The sequence below is a fragment of the Kitasatospora sp. NPDC048545 genome, from assembly GCF_040651155.1.
Taxonomy (GTDB): domain Bacteria; phylum Actinomycetota; class Actinomycetes; order Streptomycetales; family Streptomycetaceae; genus Kitasatospora.
Genome location: NZ_JBEZIQ010000002.1, coordinates 355085 through 369816 on the forward strand (window position 1 = coordinate 355085; position 14732 = coordinate 369816).

Genomic DNA, 14732 nt, shown 5'->3' on the forward strand with positions numbered 1-14732 from the left:
CCTCGGTCGAGGCGCCGGCACCCGGGCGGAAACCCGGTGGCCGGCGCCTCTGCCGTCCGGCAGACTGCCGCGCACAGTCGGTCTCACTCGGAGGATGACATGCGTGCGGCCGGACCGGTCCTGGACAGCCTGCAGGGGCTCGCCCTCGGCGACGCCTTCGGCGATCGCTGGTTCTCGGTCCCGGTGGACGAGGCGCCCGCCGCACTGGCCGCGCGCCTGACCCGCCCCGCGCCCTGGCACTGGACCGACGACACCGCGATGGCCCTGGTCCTGGTCCATCACCTGGCCGTCCACGGTGCGGTCCGACAGGACACGTTGGCCGGGGAGTTCGCCGCCGAGTACACGCGCGAGTACGACCGCAAGTACGGCCCGTCGATGCACCGGGTACTGCGCGGCATCGAGGCGGGCGATGACTGGCGCACCGTCACGGCGGGCCAGTTCGAGGGCCAGGGCTCGTACGGGAACGGTGCCGCGATGCGGGTCGCCCCGCTGGGTGCCTGGTTCGCCGATGACCTGGACGAGGTTGTCCGGCAGGCCGAACTGCAGGCGCTCACCACGCACTTCCACCCGGAGGCGGTCGTCGGCGCGGTGGCGGTGGCCCTCGCGGCCGCGTTCGCCGTCCGGAGCCGGGGCGAAACCCCGCCCGGCCGAGCCGAGTTGCTGGCCGAGATCGCCGGACGGCTGCCCGACAGCGACGTCCGGTCCGGCCTGCGGGTCGCTGCCCGGATGCCCGGGCGCACCAGCGTCCGGCACGCCGCCACCGTGCTCGGCTCCGGGGCCCTGATCTCCGCCCCGGACACCGTCCCGTTCGCCCTCTGGTCCGCCGCCGGGCACCCGGACTCGCTGCCCGGGGCGATCTGGCACACCCTGGAGGGCTGGGGCGACCAGGACACCACCTGCGCCATCGCCGCCGGGGTGGTCGCCGCCCGCACCGGGCTCGCCGGTGTCCCGGCCGCCTGGCTGCACGCCCGCGAGGACCTACCGGGCTGGGTGGCGGAGGTGTCCGCGGACACCGGACGACGCCCGGACACCCGAGCGCACGAAGCGGCCGCGGCAGCCGGGCCGACCGCGGCAGCCACACCGACCGCGGCAACCGGGCCGGCCGGTCAGCGCCGGACGATGCGGACGAGCACGCCGTAGAGGAACAGCAGCACCACCGCGCCGCCGATCGCCGACACCCAGGTCGTCAGGTCGAGGAAGCTCACCTTCACCGTCCCGTGCATCCAGTGCGAGACGATCCAGGTGCCGACGTAGGAGCCGGTGATGCCGATCAGGGTGGTGCCGATCAGACCGCGCTCGCCCTTGCCCGGCATCGCCATCCTGGCCAAGGTCCCCGACACCAGGCCCAGCACGATCCACGCCATCCAGCTCATCAGTCGCCCCTCGCGTCATCGGCGTGACGGTCCCGTCGAGACTCCGGGCCCGGTCCGAAGGACGCGGGAGGGCGCCGCATGGTTTCCGGCGCCCGTGAGGAACGACGCGAACCGGCCACCCGGCCGGCCTCGTGAGCCGGCGAATCCGCACCGTTCCTCGTGTCCCCGGCAGTTCCTCGCAGCGTCTCGCAGCTCCGCCCGACTCCTCGCGACTCCTCGCGACTCCTCGCGACGCCTCGCGACGCCTACCGGCTCCTCCTAGCGGCGCGAGTTGCCGAACAGCAGCCGGTAGGCGATCAGCAGCACCAGGGCGCCGCCGATCGCCGACACCCAGGTCGCCCCGTCGAAGAAGTGCGCGTTGATCGACCGGTGCATGAAGTGCGACGCGATCCAGCCGCCGACGAAGGACCCGGCGATGCCGATCAGAGTGGTCACGATCAGGCCGCCCGGGTCCTTGCCCGGCAGCAACAGCTTGGCCAGCGCTCCCGCGACCAGGCCCAGCACGATCCACGCGACGATGCCCATCCGTCCGTCCTTCCTGTCCACCGACGAGACGGCCCCGTTCCGTCCGCTCTGCCCCGAAGGACGCCGCCGCCCGCCGCCCGGTTCCGACGCCGCCGCGCGGAGCACCCGAAACCGGCCGCCGCCCCCTTTCCCGCCGTGCGTGGCGTCCTTCCGGCGAGCCGCCGGCGCCGGAATACTGCGGCCATGCGCATCCTGATCGCCACCGCCGGGTCCCGCGGTGACGTGGCTCCCTTCACCGGGCTCGGGGTCCGCCTGCGGGCGGCCGGCCACCAGGTGGCCGTCGCCACCCACACCACCTTCGCCGAATCCGTACGGTCGGCGGGGCTGGAGTTCCGGCCGCTGCCGGTCGACCCGCGCGCCGAACTCGCCTCCGACCGGGGGCAGCGGCTGTTGCAGGCCGGCAGCGGCCCTGCAACAGTCCTCCGACTCCTGCGACTTGGCCGGAAGTTCATGCCCGCGCTGGGGGACGCGATCGTCGAGGCCGTCACCCTCGGCACCGACCTCCTGCTGACCACCGGCACCACCAGCGCGCTCGGTCAGGTCGCCGCCGAGGCGGCCGGCCTTCCCACCATCGGGCTGTTCCTCCAACCCATCTCCCCCACTCGGGAGTTCGCGCCCGCCGTCACCGGTACGCGATCGCTCTCCAAGCCCGGCAACCTGCTCGCCGGCCACACCGTCCAGACCGCGACCGACCAGCTGTTCGCCCCGGCCGTCCGCGGACTGCGCCGCCGGCTCGGCCTGCCGTCGCGCCGCATCTCCCGGGCCCGACGCGACCACCCGGTCCTGCACGGCTTCTCACCGACGGTCGTCCCCCGCCCGGCCGACTGGCACCCCCGGCTGGACGTGGCGGGCTACTGGTGGCCGGCCGCCCGGCCGGACTGGCAACCCCCGGACCGGCTCGTCGACTTCCTGGCCGCCGGGCCGCCCCCGGTCTTCGTCGGCTTCGGCAGCCTGGTCGTCCCGGACCCCGAGCAGCTCAGCGCCACCGTCCTCGCCGCCGCCCGCGCCGCCCGGGTGCGCCTGCTCCTGCAGGAGGGCTGGAGCGGCCTGACCGCCGAGGACTCGGACACCGTCCTGACCATCGGCGACACCCCGCACGACTGGCTGTTCCCCCGCACGGCCGCCGTGGTCCACCACGCCGGAGCCGGCACCACGGCCGCCGCCCTCCGCTCCGGCACCCCCACGGTGCCCGTGCCCGCCCAACTGGACGCCCCCTTCTGGTCCGCGCGGCTCACCGCCCTCGGCGTCTCCCCCGGCCCCGTCCCGCTACGCGCCCTCACCGCCGCCCGCCTCGCCACCGCCCTCCGCCGCACTCTCGACACCCCCCACTACCGCACCCGGGCCCGCGTCCTCGCCGCCGCCCTCACCACCGAGGACGGCGCCGCGAAGGTCCTCACGGCCGTCGAGCGCGCGGCGGCGGACCGGTGACGGGCCGACACCGCGGTGAGCGCCGACAGCGGTGAGCGCCGCCCCGCCGCCGCCCTTCGACCGCTACCGTCCGGCCGGCACCTTCCGCCGCCGCCCGCCACCCCCGGCCTCGGGCCTCCGGACGAGGCCGAGCAGGACGTAGAGGGTCGCCGAGGACGCGAGGCCGACGGCCCAGCCGTAGTCGGCGAGCGGCTTGAGGAGGGGGACGAGGCCGTCGGCCGGGAAGGGGCCCTGTTCGACACCGTGGGCGTCGACGGTGGAGTAGGAGCCGCCGACCGCCAGCAGGCCGCCCACCAGCAGCGCCGCGACGGCACGCCGGTTCCAGCCGCCCGCGTACCAGTACGTCCCGCCCGGCCGGTAGAGCTCGGCGAGTTCGAGCCGGGTGCGGCGCAGCAGCCAGTAGTCGGCGATCAGGACGCCGGCGACCGTTCCGAGCAGGCCGCCGACGACGCCCAGCCAGGTGTAGATGTAGACGTGCGGGTCGGAGATCAGCCGCCACGGGAAGATCGCGATGCCCACGACGCCCGTGATCAGGGCCCCGGTGCGGAAGTTGACGAACCGGGGCAGCAGGTTGGCGAGGTCGTAGGCCGGCGAGACGACGTTGGCGGCGATGTTCACCGACAGGGTCGCGACCAGGACGGTCAGCAGTGCGAACAGGATGCCGGCCGGGTTCTCCATCTTCGCGGCGAGCTGGATCGGGTCCCACACCGGTTCGCCGTACACGGCCTGGGAGCCGGAGGTGACGAGCACGGACAGCAGCGCGAAGAACGTCATCGTGGTCGGCAGCCCGAGCGCCTGGCCGCGGATCTGGGCCCGCTGGCTGCCGCCGAAGCGGGTGAAGTCAGGGATGTTGAGCGAGAGGGTGGACCAGAAGCCGATCATGCCCATCAGTGCCGGGAAGAAGACCTTCCAGAAGTCGCGGCCCCACCCCAGCGCGGACGGCTGGTCGAGCAGCGGCCCGAACCCGCCCGCCTTGACGGTGATCCACGCCAGCAGGGCGAGCGCGCCGACGATGACGAACGGCGCCGCCCAGTTCTCGAAGCGGCGCAGCGCCTCCATGCCGCGGGCGATGACGGCCATCTCGATCAGCCAGAACAGCAGGAAGGAGAGCCACTGGGTCCACGGGTAGCCGGCGAACTCGCCCGCGGTGCGCCAGGATTCGCCGAGCAGCTTGCCGGCGAGCAGGAAGATGCCCTCCCCGCCGATCCAGGTCTGGATGCCGAACCAGGCGCAGGCGACCGCCGCCCGCAGGAGCGCGGGCAGGTTGGCGCCGCGCAGCCCGAACGAGGCCCGGGCGAAGACCGGGAAGGGGATGCCGTACTTGGTGCCCGCGTGCCCGGTTAGCAGTACCTCTAAGGGACAAAATCCTCGGGCTCTGCCGTCTGCGCCCAAACCGGCACCACAGCCACGCCCTTGTCGGAGGTGACCCGCACCTCTCGAATCACCTTCCGGAGAACCGAGTTGAGCCGCTCCACGGGAAGAGAATGCCACTCGGCAAGCAGATCTGCCGCAAGCGCAGGCGCCTCTCCACGGGCACTTGCGCGGCCCTGTGCCACGGCACTCTGGCCCCTCACCTCCGCCAACTCGGTCGCAGCTTCAGTCTTCTCTCGCCGCAGCTGAGCGAGTGTTTGCTTGAATTCTGCTTCGAGCGCGGCATCATCGTCCTCGATGAGCGCATAGGCCCGCATGTGCCTCACGACGGCGCGCTCCAGCTTCTCGACCTTGACCGCTAGTTGCCCAGCCCGCGCCTCCTCGGTAGAGCCATTGAGGACCCCGTCGGCAGCCCGGTCAGCCTCGGCGTTGATCTCATCAGCAATCGTGCGCAGCCACGCCAAGACGCCGTCCTCGACGGCGGGGTAGGGCAGGCTGACTCCAGGGCAGCGCGATGTGCCGTAGCGGCGACGGATGTTGCAGCGCACGTACGAGTAACTGCCAACCGTGCCCTTCGTCATGGCCCCGCCGCACAGGTCGCATCGCAGAATGATCGAGAACGGGGAGGCGGGCTTCCGGGCTCTCGGGGGTGTCACCTTGACGAGCTCTCGGCGCTGCTTGTAGCTGGCCCACAGGTCTTCGGAAATGATCGGCGGGAGCACCTCGTCGTTGTCGACCTTGAGGTGAACATGGTTCGGGCAGCCGCTCAGATAGGGCTCGCATTGGCAGCTCTGCGAGTGCACGCGCAGGTATCCGGCTGCGAACCCCGAGTCCATGCAGCCACGTACGCTCTCTCCGTGCCACGCCTCTCCGCGGGTGGTGGTGATTCCGGCGGCGTTGAGCCGGCGGGCGATCTTGTCGAACCCTGCCGCTCCGTCGGCGTACAGCCGGTACATCTCGGCGACGGCCGGCGCCGTCGCCGGGTCGAGTTCGTACCGCTCGCGCTGCAGGGTGAACGTGCCGTCCGGGTGCGGGAGCTTACGCGGGTGCCAGATGTACCCAAAGCGACGTCCGCCGCCGGAGGGGAGCCCGTGCGTACGGCGCCATTCGTGGGTCTCTTTCCACTGTTCGCCGGCGCGGTCGCTCTCGAACGCGGCGACTTCCAGGAGCATGCCGCGCTGGAACCGGCCGATCGCGGTGCGGGCGTCCACTTCCTCGGTGGAGGAGACGAGTTGGCCTCCGGCGCGCTCCAGGCGTTCCAGGTTGACGGCGTTTCCGTGGCGCTGGCGGCCGAACCGGGAGTACTTCCAGGCGGCGATCTCCTTGGCGGTGCCGTCCTCGATGTACCCGATGGCTTTCATGATCTTGCGTCGGAAGTTCCTGCCGGTCGCATCGAGGTCTACCACCCAGTGCACGATTCGCCGGCGGCGGCGCTCAGCCCAGGCCTCGATCGAGGCGCGCTGCAGCTCCGGGGAGATCATTTCTTCGCGGGCGGTGCTGACTCGGATGTAGCCGATTGCTGGGATGAGGTCCTCGTCGTCGCTCGGCACAGGGGCTCCCCTTAGGTTATGACAAATGGCCGCTGCCCAGGGTCGGATCTGATCCTGCGGAGGGCGCGGGCAGCGGGATGATGGTGGCCATGCGGCCCGGCTGGTTGTGAGCCTCGGCGATACCGCGCTGGCCGTGGGCGAATCCGATCCGGTACCCCTCCCGTTTCAACGCTCCCCGGGTGGCCTCGGTTTCGAGCTGGAGCCGTTCGCGTTCCTCGGCGAGTCGGCGGGCGGACCGGGCTTCAATGTCGGCTGCTTCCCGGCAGAGTCGTTCGGCATCTGCATCGACGATGGCGCGGGCGGCTATGTAGCGGGCGTACTCCGAGGCCGCGTGTTCTTCGGCGAGGTGGAGGCGTCTACGCTCTATGGCGGTGTCGGTGACGGCAGCGTGGATGATGCGAGTGACCATGGCTGCGGCGCCAACGATGGCGAAGATCAGTCCGACGATGGCCAGGGCTTCGTCATGCTGGATGACCGCGGCGCCGGCTGTTACTGCGCATACGGGTATGGCAGCTCCTGCGAGCCCCGCGGTTGTCGTCCTTGTGGTCATGCATCCTCCCCCGCTATTGGGCTACAGCATCACCATCCCCCTCGGTGGCGGCGTGCAGGTGGCGGCGGTTCTGCTGAGCCAGTTCTCGCATGAACAGCGCGCGCTCCGTGGGGTCGGTGAGCCCGAGCTCGTCGGCCGCCTGCGCGGGGGTGATGGGGTGAAATCGTACGTCTGTTGGCTGGCCGAGTGTCAGAGATGCGGCGGAAATGATTCCACTATCAACGAGCATCGTCACGACCGGCACGCCGACGGCGTCGGCGATCGGTTCGAAGTGCTCGGGGCTGGGGACCGCATCGCCGGTGAGCCACCGTCCGACAGTGCTGGCGGATACGCCTACGGCCTGAGCCAGGGCCTGTCGGCCGCCGCCGCGCTGCCTGTCGATGTCGAGGCCGGCTGCTCGCATGGCGTCTCGGAGCCATGCGGCGTACGTCTCTGAAAGTGTCATGTTCGCCTCCCGGTCCGGAGGATAGCTGAGCGACTAGCCCCTCCGGCAGTAGTTCCATAAGTGGAATATAGGAGGTGGGAGCTATCAAGCCAGCACCGGGGTCCAACACTCCACAAATTCCACATCCGGAAGTACTTGCCGACACGCCAATCGAGGGCTAGCTTTACTTCCACATCCGGCACTAATGCCGATGACGGAAGCACCACGCTTACGAGGAGCGCACGTGCGACTCAACGTCGAGTACCTCCGAGAGGCTGCAGCTCAGGCCGGTGACGGCAGCGACTACACCATCGCCAGGCGTCTGAACGTCAGCCAGTCGACCATCTCCCGCTGGGTCAACGGGAAGTGCAGCCCGAGCGCCAGAGCTCAGGCCAGCATCCGCGGGGCCTACGGGGTCAGCCTCGATGACCTCATGATCGGCAACGACATCCCGGCCGCGGCATGACCAGCCGCGAAATCGCCCTGATGGAGGCTGGCCGAAACCTGGCCGGCGCGCGACAGGAGCGCGACACCCTTACGCCCCGGGCCGCAGCCGAAGCCGCCTGGTACCCGGGCCACCGCCTCGGCTCCGTCGAGGCCATCGAGGCACTCATCCTGCGCCAGCGCGCTGGATACCAGCAGCAGGCGGCCTAGCACCACGGGCCGGGCTGCGGGTGGTGGACAGACCACCGCAGCCCTTCTGCCCCACCCACAACGAGCAACGAGGAGGCAGGCCGTGACCACACAGCCTACCAACGTCCAACCCCCTCAGGTGATGTCGCTGCAGCAGGCGCTGGAGGCCGGCCTGCTGGAGGGCTCGCTGATCGTCTCCGCCCAGTCCGTGGTGGACCGCTTGGAGGCGCTGACGGCCCGTCCGGGCCGATTCACGAACTCGATCGAGGCCGCGCACCTGATCGGCTCGATGCAGGCCACGATCGAGGGCCTCATGCACGAGCTGTACGTCGCCCGCCTGCACGTGCAGGGCCTGGAGCAGCTGCTGGGTGTCGAGGAGGCGGCGTGATGAGCGTCTACACGGAGGAGCAGGCGGCGGCGGTCCGGCGGATGGCCGAGCACGCGGCGGAGCTGCCGACGTGCGGGCTGACGCCCGGCGAGGAGGCCCTGATGGGCCGGTACCTGGACGCCCACGGTGACCCCACCGAGTGGGACACCGACACGGCCGCTCTGTGGGTGACCGTGCACAACGATCTGATCGGCGGTGCTCTGTGATGGCCGATTTCTCGAATCCCGTGGCTCGGCGCGCGGCCCGCCTGCTGGCCGAGTGCTACGGCGCCCCGCTCGCCCGCAACGTCACGGCCCTGCTCGACCGTGAGGGCCTCCTGGCCCGGGCGGCGGACCGGATCAACGCCGCGTTCCCGGTGTGGGTGCGGCGCCGGCAGCTGGGTGTGGAGCTGGACGTGACGCCGCTGGTGTCCGCGCTGATCGTGTCGCTCGCGGCCGAGGCTTCCGAGGATTCGGAGGGGGTCGGTCAGGAGTTGGCGGACCTGTACGCGGTCTCGGGCCCGGAGCGTGACGAGCTGGTGCAGATCCTGCTGGACCGGCTGGGCGGCGCGAACATGCTGCTGTCGAACGTCGGTGCCGAGGATCTCGCGGCGAAGTTGCTGATCGCGACGGGGAGTCACGTTCCTCAGCAGCGCAAGGGGGCGGCGTGACGACCACCGTGCAGGCCGGGGCTCAGACCCCGGCCGGCGGGCCCATCGTCACCAGACCTGGCGTCTACGACATCACCGCCGAGGCCTACCACGCCGACCGCAGCTCGCTGTCTTCAACCGGCGCCCGGAAGATCCTCAACTCGACGCCGGCGAAGTTCAAGTACGAGCTCGACCACCCCGATCCGCCGAAGAAGGCGTTCGACATCGGCACTGCCGCGCACCGCCTGATTCTCGGGGACGGCCCCGACCTGGTTCTCGTCGACCACCTGGTGTGGAACACCAAGCAAGCCAAGGCCGAGGTTGCCGAAGCCCGCGAGGCCGGGGCGGTGCCGCTGAAACGGGACGAGTGGGAGCAGGTTCACGCAATGGCCGCGGCCCTGCGTCGTCACCCCCTGGCCGCGGCCCTGTTCGACCCGGACTTCGGCAAGCCCGAGCAGTCGCTCTTCTGGACGGACAAGGTCACCGGAGTCCCGTGCCGGGCCCGTCTGGACTGGCTCGACAACGCCCGGGGCGGCCGGCTACTCCTGCCGGACCTGAAGACCGCGAACGACGCCTCAACGGCGAAGTTCGAGAGGTCCGTCCTCGACTTCCGCTACGACCAGCAGGCCGACTTCTACATGGACGCCGTCCTGCAACTCGAACTCGCAGACGACGTCAGCTTCGTGTTCGTGGTCCAAGAGAAGCAGCCCCCCTACCTGGTGAACGTCATCGAGCTCGCCACGCCGTGGCTACTGATGGCCGCCGACCGCAACAAGCGGGCCCGCGAGATCTACGCCGAGTGCACCGCAACGGGCATCTGGCCCGGCTACGGACACGAGGTCTCAATGGCTTCCGCCCCGGAGTGGCTGCAAGCCCTGCACGAACGCGGGTACCGCTCGTGACCGCCCCCAAGACCCTCAGAGGACTCGTTCCATGACTGACCTCGCCATCCCCGAACCCCGGCCCGCTGCCGTCGCCGTCCAGCCGACGGCCGCCGCGGTCCCCGGGAAGTCCATCGCCGACTGGGCCCACGAGGCAGACCTCGCCTACCAGCTCGCCGACCGCCTGTCGACGACGTCGTTCATCCCCTCGACGATGCGCGGCAAGGTCGGCGACATCACCGCCTGCCTACTGGCGGGCAACGAGCTCGGCCTGCCGCCCATGGCCGCGCTGAAGTCCATGGATGTCATCCATGGGACACCGGGCCTTCGGGCCCACGCCATGCGGGCACTCCTGCAGTCCCGTGGCCACGAGATCGAGCTGGTCGAGTCGTCCGACACGGTGTGCCGGATGCGCGGTCGCCGAAACGGCTCGGAGGCGTGGCAGGAGGTCGTGTGGACGATTGCCCGGGCTCAGCTGGCCGGGTTCGTGGCGAAGAACTCGAACTACAAGTCGCAGCCGACGAACATGCTGGTTGCCCGCGCGACGGGCGAAATCTGTCGGCTGGTCGCATCCGACGCCCTTCACGGCGTTCCTTACACCGTGGAAGAGCTGCGGGACTCACAGCTGCAGATCACGGCGGTGCAGGCAGGCGCGCCGGTGACGGCAGCGGAGATCCTGTCGCGTCGCGGGCCGGCCCCGCAGGAGATTGCGCCCGCGGATGGCACTGACGCCGAGGCAACCGGCGACACCGACCCGGTTGACGGCGAGGTGTACGACGAGGCCGCGAAGCTGTGGGACGACATCCTCGACGCTGCCGACGACAAGCACGGCTGGTCGCCGGAGCAGACGGAGCGTGAGTTCCTGAACGGCTCCATGGGAGTCCCGGCCGCCCTGGCGCCCCTCGAAACCCTCCGGGCCTTCCACGCGCACCTGACAGGCGGTGCGTCGTGACTATCGATCACGCTAAGGAGGCTTCCCGGCTGCTGTCGCAGGCGTCGTACCGGGCCAGCGACCAGTCGGGTGCCCGGTTCGCTGACCCGGAGACCGCTGCGATCCTCGCCTCAATGGCCCAGGCGCACGCCACGCTGGCGCACCTGCCACAGCAGCAGGTCGACGCGCAGGAGCAGCTGCACAGGTTGCTCAGCGTCGTCGTCGAGCACGCAGTGAAGCTGGCAACCCATTGGCAGCCCGAACTGCGCCAGGCCTCTGGGGAATTCATGCGCGACCTCGATGGCGCCGGCGTCGAGATCGACCGGCTGGTCGACGAACGCTCCGAGCGGACTGGTCACGGGCCGCGGCTGTGCGACATGTTCGGCAAGCGCTACGACCTGATGAAGCAGTGGCTCGACCGCAACGGCAAGCGGTGGGAGCACACTGGCGGCTGGTCCGACGTGGGTGGCCCCATCATGCGCCGGGACGAGCCGAACGGCGACGCGATGGTTCTGTCCGAGCTGATCCGCGAGTACGGGCCGATCAACACGGCTGCCGCGCCCCCGATGGCGCCCGTTGTTGAGCCCGAAGACCCCCCGTTCTAACCGGCTGGCGGGACCGCGCCCGCTCGTAACAGGCGCGGTCCCGCACCACCCATCATCCCCCAGCCCTGGCAGGAGGAACAGAATGCACAACCCGTGGCACCTCAACCGCATGGCCGCGCTCGACTTCGAGGCCAGCGACAAGACCCCCGACACGGCGCGCATCGTGTCCTGCGCGCTGATCCACCTCGGCGGCGGCATGCCGACCGAGCACCGCACCTGGCTGGTCAACCCCGGAGTCGCCCAGGAACCCGAAGCGATCGCCGTCCACGGACTCACCGACGAGTACCTCGCCGAGCACGGCATGCCGGCCGACCGGGCCGTCGCCGAGATCGCGCAGGCCGTTGCCGAGGCTGTTGGTGTCGGCATCCCGCTCGTCGGCCACAACATCGGCAGCTACGACCTCACACTCCTCGACCGAGAGACGCGCCGTCACCACGGCGCCGGGCTGGAGGAGATCACCGGCCCGCTGACCCGAGTCATCGACACGATGACGCTCGACCGGCACGCCGCCCCGTACCGTCGCCGCGTCTCCGCGACGCAGGGCCCGTATCAGCTGCGCACGACCGTGGAGACATACGGGCAAGGCAACGTGCTGGCCTGGGACGAGGAGCAGGCCCATGGCGCCGAGTACGACGCCCACAAGGCGGCGCAGGCCGCGTGGGTCATGGGCGTCATCGCGCACAAGCCGACCGCCGAACGCCCCGCCTGGGTGGGGGCGTTGCGGAACCGGCGCGGCCCGTACGACCGGTTCGACGACCCCGCGTGCGACATCGACGAGCTGCACCGGCGGCAGGTCGGCTGGGCAGCCCGGGACGCCGCGTCGCTGCAGTCGTGGCTCCGCTCGGACAAGGCGGGCGAAAAGCGGGACCCCGCGGCGGTCGTGGACGGGTCGTGGCCGCTGCGACCCATGCCCCTGGCGGTGGCGGCGTGACCACGCGCACTGAGATCACCGAGCTCACCAACGTCGAGGCCGACCTGGTGACGCACATCGCCCGCGGCCACGACTTCCCGCAGATCGCCCGCGAGATGGGCATCACCGTGTACGCGGCCCGCCTGATCAGCCGGGACCTCTTCGAGCGGCTCGGGGCCCGCAACGCCGCGCACGCCATCGGAATCGTCGTCGGCCTCGGGTTGATCCCGGCCGATGTCGCCACCAGCTCCACCACCCAGACCGGAGGACACGATGTTCGGTAGACGCCGCCTAGCCGAGAAGGACGAGCGCATCGCCTGGCTGGAGAGCCGCGTGGCGCAGCTCAACATGGCCCTCGGCGCGAGCCGCAACGAGGAGGCGGTGAGCTTCCGCAGGTCGGAGCGGTTCGCCGACGACATCATCGCCGCCGAGAAGAAGCTCGCGGCTGCGCGGATTGAGAACGCCACTCTGATCTTCCGGGCGGAGGACTGGGCCGAGGCCGCCATCGGCCACGCCGCGCGTCTCGGCCGAGCGCTCCGGGCCTGCGCCCGCTACCGGACCGAGATCCAGCGCCTGAACCGCGAGCTGCGGGCCGCCCGCCGGGACTTCGCCGAACGGCAGATCGCCCTCGAAGACCGGCTGCACGCCCTCCAGGCCGCCAACGAGCAGCACTACCGAACGTCCGCCGCACCGGCAGCCCAGATCGCCGCGTGACCGCCGCATTCTGCCTGGCCCTCCTCTGGTGCACCCACACCGGCGTCAGCACCGTCCAGGCCTACCACCACCTCGACCAGAAACGGCCCGTGCTCACCCGATACGCGCTCGCACTGGCCCTCCTGGCCGGCACCGCCCTCGCCCTCATCGCCTACGCCCTCACCGCATGGAGCACCCGTGACTGACACCGCCCTCCTCCCGCCTCCGGGAGGCACCCTCACCCACGGACCGACCGTCATCGGCCTCGACACCAGCCTCACCGCCACCGGCATCGCCTCATCCCTCGGCTGGTGCGAAACCGTCGGCCACACCGACAAGAAGAACCCGATCACCAAACTCCCCCACCACGAGCGCATCACCGCGATGCGCAAGGTCTCCGCGGCCGTCCTGCTCAACCTCGGACGCCCCGACCTCGTCGTCATGGAAACCCCCGCCCTGTCCCGCACCGGCGGAGGCAGCCACGAGCGCGGCTGGCTTTGGTGGCGGCTCTACGAGTACCTCACGGACTCCGAGATCCCCGTGGCCCTCATGGATCCGCGGCAGCGCATGCTGTACGCCACCGGCAAGGGCGCGGCCACCAAGTCGGCTGTGGTGGATGCCGTCGCGCGACGCTGGCCGGCTTGGTCTACCGGTGGGGACGACAACCAGGCCGACGCCGTCGTCCTGATGGCCGCGGGCCGGGACTACCTCGATCACCCGATCGCCGTGATGCCGACCGCGAACAGGGCCGCGTTGACCAAGGCCGTGTGGCCCGAAGGGGTCCGAGGCCACATCGGGGGCCACCGATGAACTGGGAGGAGTTCGCGACCTGCCACGTCGAGAACGTCGACGGCGACCTGTTCTACCCGACCTCGTACTCCAGCCCCGAGGGCAAGGACCAGGTCGAGGAGGCCCGCAGAGTCTGCGGCCGCCGCCCCGTCGCCGACGCCTGCCTGCAGGACGCCCTCGACAGGGAAGGCCAGAAGGACGCCAAGAACCGGCACGGCATCTGCGGCGGACACACCCCAAGCGAGCGAGTCCGTCTCAGCAGGAAACGCCGCCTCGCAACGGCAGCATGACCGCGGTCCTGGACTGGGGCGACCGTTCCCACCGGGCGGCCCAGTTCAGACCGTGCAGACACTGCGGCGAACTCACCTACCTACGCGACGAGGAACGCCGCCCCTCTCACAAGGTCTGCGCCGAGCAGGCCCCCAGTACCGACACGAAGGACAGCCATGGCCGGAGACACCCAGATCACTCTCGTCGGCAATCTCGTCGACGACCCCGAGCTGCGCTTCACCCCGTCCGGTGTTGCCGTCGCGAAGTTCCGCATCGCGTCCACCCCCCGCACCTTCGACCGTCAGACGAACGAGTGGAAGGACGGCGAGAGCCTCTTCCTCACGTGCAACGTCTGGCGGCAACCGGCGGAGAACGTGGCCGAGTCCCTGCAGCGCGGCATGCGCGTCATCGTGCAAGGCCGACTCGGGCAGCGCTCGTACGAGAAGGACGGCCAGAAGCGGACCGTCTTCGAGGTCGAGGTCGACGAGGTCGGCCCGTCGCTGAGGAACGCAACAGCGAAGGTCACCAGGGCCAACCGCACACAGGGCGGGCCGCAGCAGGCGGGCCGGAGTAAGGACCCGTGGGGCCAGTCGGAGCGAGCTACGCAGGGCGGTTGGGGCGCGCCCCAGGGCCAGGCCGAGCCTCCCTTCTGATCCCGCTCCCACCGCGAGCCAATCCAACGTCCCCAGGAGTCTCAATGACTGAGTCAAGCCGTCTGCGCGACCGGATCGGGGGTGAAGACCCGGTTGTCGCGCAAGAGTGCCCACAGGACGCTGACCCGGC

At 70.5% G+C, this 14732-nt stretch carries 23 protein-coding genes; 17 read left to right on the forward strand and 6 right to left on the reverse strand.

The window, feature by feature from the left end; all coding sequences use genetic code 11:
* Positions 1-99 precede the first annotated feature (99 nt).
* Positions 100-1140, forward strand: coding sequence for an ADP-ribosylglycohydrolase family protein (locus AB0D10_RS03640; RefSeq protein ID WP_360250546.1), 1041 nt, complete (start codon positions 100-102; stop codon positions 1138-1140).
* Here AB0D10_RS03640 and AB0D10_RS03645 read toward each other — a convergent pair.
* Positions 1107-1373 carry a GlsB/YeaQ/YmgE family stress response membrane protein gene (locus AB0D10_RS03645; RefSeq protein WP_360250549.1) on the reverse strand — a complete coding sequence of 89 codons (267 nt, stop codon included), beginning with the start codon at positions 1371-1373 and terminating at the stop codon, positions 1107-1109. The genes AB0D10_RS03640 and AB0D10_RS03645 overlap by 34 nt on opposite strands.
* Positions 1374-1631: 258 nt before the next feature.
* Positions 1632-1898: a GlsB/YeaQ/YmgE family stress response membrane protein gene (locus AB0D10_RS03650; protein ID WP_360250552.1), complete on the reverse strand. Its 267-nt coding sequence runs from the start codon at positions 1896-1898 to the stop codon at positions 1632-1634.
* Between the two features lie 183 nt (positions 1899-2081).
* Between AB0D10_RS03650 and AB0D10_RS03655 the strand changes: the two genes are divergently transcribed.
* Positions 2082-3326 (forward strand): glycosyltransferase, encoded by a 1245-nt coding sequence (locus AB0D10_RS03655; protein WP_360250555.1) that lies wholly within the window; start codon positions 2082-2084, stop codon positions 3324-3326.
* A 63-nt stretch (positions 3327-3389) separates the two neighbouring features.
* Here the strand turns inward: AB0D10_RS03655 and AB0D10_RS03660 are convergent, their stop codons facing one another.
* The 4 genes from AB0D10_RS03660 to AB0D10_RS03675 are packed head-to-tail and all read right to left on the reverse strand — an operon-like array spanning position 3390 to position 7242.
* Positions 3390-4718, reverse strand: coding sequence for an NCS1 family nucleobase:cation symporter-1 (locus AB0D10_RS03660; protein ID WP_360250558.1), 1329 nt, complete (start codon positions 4716-4718; stop codon positions 3390-3392).
* Positions 4679-6247: a recombinase family protein gene (locus tag AB0D10_RS03665; RefSeq protein WP_360250561.1), complete on the reverse strand. Its 1569-nt coding sequence runs from the start codon at positions 6245-6247 to the stop codon at positions 4679-4681. The genes AB0D10_RS03660 and AB0D10_RS03665 overlap by 40 nt, the downstream gene beginning before the upstream one ends.
* A 16-nt stretch (positions 6248-6263) precedes the next feature.
* Entirely contained in the window at positions 6264-6797 is a 534-nt protein-coding gene (locus AB0D10_RS03670; protein ID WP_360250564.1) for a hypothetical protein, read from the reverse strand.
* A 13-nt stretch (positions 6798-6810) separates the two neighbouring features.
* The gene (locus AB0D10_RS03675; protein WP_360250567.1) at positions 6811-7242 is read right to left on the reverse strand and encodes a helix-turn-helix transcriptional regulator; all 432 of its coding nucleotides are present in this window, start codon (positions 7240-7242) and stop codon (positions 6811-6813) included.
* 223 nt (positions 7243-7465) lie between these two features.
* On the opposite strand from AB0D10_RS03675, the gene AB0D10_RS03680 reads away from it, so the two are divergent.
* The 15 genes from AB0D10_RS03680 to AB0D10_RS03750 all read left to right on the forward strand — a co-directional run bounded on the left by AB0D10_RS03680 (position 7466) and on the right by AB0D10_RS03750 (position 14602).
* Positions 7466-7687: a helix-turn-helix domain-containing protein gene (locus tag AB0D10_RS03680; protein ID WP_360250570.1), complete on the forward strand. Its 222-nt coding sequence runs from the start codon at positions 7466-7468 to the stop codon at positions 7685-7687.
* The gene (locus tag AB0D10_RS03685) at positions 7684-7875 is read left to right on the forward strand and encodes a hypothetical protein (protein ID WP_360250573.1); all 192 of its coding nucleotides are present in this window, start codon (positions 7684-7686) and stop codon (positions 7873-7875) included. The genes AB0D10_RS03680 and AB0D10_RS03685 overlap by 4 nt, the downstream gene beginning before the upstream one ends.
* Before the next feature lie 82 nt (positions 7876-7957).
* Positions 7958-8242: a hypothetical protein gene (locus AB0D10_RS03690; protein WP_360250576.1), complete on the forward strand. Its 285-nt coding sequence runs from the start codon at positions 7958-7960 to the stop codon at positions 8240-8242.
* Positions 8242-8448 carry a hypothetical protein gene (locus AB0D10_RS03695; RefSeq protein WP_360250579.1) on the forward strand — a complete coding sequence of 69 codons (207 nt, stop codon included), beginning with the start codon at positions 8242-8244 and terminating at the stop codon, positions 8446-8448. Before AB0D10_RS03690 ends, AB0D10_RS03695 begins: the two co-directional genes overlap by 1 nt.
* Entirely contained in the window at positions 8448-8891 is a 444-nt protein-coding gene (locus tag AB0D10_RS03700; protein ID WP_360250582.1) for a hypothetical protein, read from the forward strand. The genes AB0D10_RS03695 and AB0D10_RS03700 overlap by 1 nt, the downstream gene beginning before the upstream one ends.
* Complete coding sequence (locus AB0D10_RS03705) at positions 8888-9772, forward strand: PD-(D/E)XK nuclease-like domain-containing protein (RefSeq protein WP_360250585.1); 885 nt, start codon at positions 8888-8890, stop codon at positions 9770-9772. Before AB0D10_RS03700 ends, AB0D10_RS03705 begins: the two co-directional genes overlap by 4 nt.
* Before the next feature lie 31 nt (positions 9773-9803).
* A complete protein-coding gene (locus AB0D10_RS03710) occupies positions 9804-10703 on the forward strand; it encodes a hypothetical protein (RefSeq protein WP_360250588.1) in 900 nt (299 codons plus the stop codon).
* A complete protein-coding gene (locus AB0D10_RS03715; protein WP_360250591.1) occupies positions 10700-11287 on the forward strand; it encodes a phiSA1p31-related protein in 588 nt (195 codons plus the stop codon). The genes AB0D10_RS03710 and AB0D10_RS03715 overlap by 4 nt, the downstream gene beginning before the upstream one ends.
* A gap of 82 nt (positions 11288-11369) precedes the next feature.
* Positions 11370-12218, forward strand: coding sequence for an exonuclease domain-containing protein (locus AB0D10_RS03720; RefSeq protein WP_360250593.1), 849 nt, complete (start codon positions 11370-11372; stop codon positions 12216-12218).
* Positions 12215-12481: a hypothetical protein gene (locus AB0D10_RS03725; RefSeq protein ID WP_360250596.1), complete on the forward strand. Its 267-nt coding sequence runs from the start codon at positions 12215-12217 to the stop codon at positions 12479-12481. The genes AB0D10_RS03720 and AB0D10_RS03725 overlap by 4 nt, the downstream gene beginning before the upstream one ends.
* The gene (locus AB0D10_RS03730; RefSeq protein ID WP_360250599.1) at positions 12471-12911 is read left to right on the forward strand and encodes a hypothetical protein; all 441 of its coding nucleotides are present in this window, start codon (positions 12471-12473) and stop codon (positions 12909-12911) included. The genes AB0D10_RS03725 and AB0D10_RS03730 overlap by 11 nt, the downstream gene beginning before the upstream one ends.
* The gene (locus AB0D10_RS03735) at positions 12908-13096 is read left to right on the forward strand and encodes a hypothetical protein (RefSeq protein WP_360250602.1); all 189 of its coding nucleotides are present in this window, start codon (positions 12908-12910) and stop codon (positions 13094-13096) included. Before AB0D10_RS03730 ends, AB0D10_RS03735 begins: the two co-directional genes overlap by 4 nt.
* Complete coding sequence (locus AB0D10_RS03740; RefSeq protein ID WP_360250605.1) at positions 13089-13700, forward strand: hypothetical protein; 612 nt, start codon at positions 13089-13091, stop codon at positions 13698-13700. The genes AB0D10_RS03735 and AB0D10_RS03740 overlap by 8 nt, the downstream gene beginning before the upstream one ends.
* Positions 13697-13969, forward strand: a complete 273-nt coding sequence (locus tag AB0D10_RS03745) for a WhiB family transcriptional regulator (protein ID WP_360250608.1) — start codon at positions 13697-13699, stop codon at positions 13967-13969. Before AB0D10_RS03740 ends, AB0D10_RS03745 begins: the two co-directional genes overlap by 4 nt.
* 156 nt (positions 13970-14125) lie before the next feature.
* The gene (locus AB0D10_RS03750; RefSeq protein WP_360250611.1) at positions 14126-14602 is read left to right on the forward strand and encodes a single-stranded DNA-binding protein; all 477 of its coding nucleotides are present in this window, start codon (positions 14126-14128) and stop codon (positions 14600-14602) included.
* The last annotated feature ends 130 nt before the right edge of the window (positions 14603-14732 follow it).

Coding starts and splice junctions, on each gene's coding strand:
- AB0D10_RS03685 (WP_360250573.1), top strand. CDS start 7,684: ATGACCAGCCGCGAAATCGCCCTGATGGAGGCTGGCCGAAACCTGGCC.
- AB0D10_RS03750 (WP_360250611.1), top strand. CDS start 14,126: ATGGCCGGAGACACCCAGATCACTCTCGTCGGCAATCTCGTCGACGAC.
- AB0D10_RS03710 (WP_360250588.1), top strand. CDS start 9,804: ATGACTGACCTCGCCATCCCCGAACCCCGGCCCGCTGCCGTCGCCGTC.
- AB0D10_RS03695 (WP_360250579.1), top strand. CDS start 8,242: ATGAGCGTCTACACGGAGGAGCAGGCGGCGGCGGTCCGGCGGATGGCC.
- AB0D10_RS03745 (WP_360250608.1), top strand. CDS start 13,697: ATGAACTGGGAGGAGTTCGCGACCTGCCACGTCGAGAACGTCGACGGC.
- AB0D10_RS03670 (WP_360250564.1), bottom strand. CDS start 6,797: ATGACCACAAGGACGACAACCGCGGGGCTCGCAGGAGCTGCCATACCC.
- AB0D10_RS03645 (WP_360250549.1), bottom strand. CDS start 1,373: ATGAGCTGGATGGCGTGGATCGTGCTGGGCCTGGTGTCGGGGACCTTG.
- AB0D10_RS03720 (WP_360250593.1), top strand. CDS start 11,370: ATGCACAACCCGTGGCACCTCAACCGCATGGCCGCGCTCGACTTCGAG.
- AB0D10_RS03675 (WP_360250567.1), bottom strand. CDS start 7,242: ATGACACTTTCAGAGACGTACGCCGCATGGCTCCGAGACGCCATGCGA.
- AB0D10_RS03640 (WP_360250546.1), top strand. CDS start 100: ATGCGTGCGGCCGGACCGGTCCTGGACAGCCTGCAGGGGCTCGCCCTC.
- AB0D10_RS03655 (WP_360250555.1), top strand. CDS start 2,082: ATGCGCATCCTGATCGCCACCGCCGGGTCCCGCGGTGACGTGGCTCCC.
- AB0D10_RS03650 (WP_360250552.1), bottom strand. CDS start 1,898: ATGGGCATCGTCGCGTGGATCGTGCTGGGCCTGGTCGCGGGAGCGCTG.
- AB0D10_RS03730 (WP_360250599.1), top strand. CDS start 12,471: ATGTTCGGTAGACGCCGCCTAGCCGAGAAGGACGAGCGCATCGCCTGG.
- AB0D10_RS03700 (WP_360250582.1), top strand. CDS start 8,448: ATGGCCGATTTCTCGAATCCCGTGGCTCGGCGCGCGGCCCGCCTGCTG.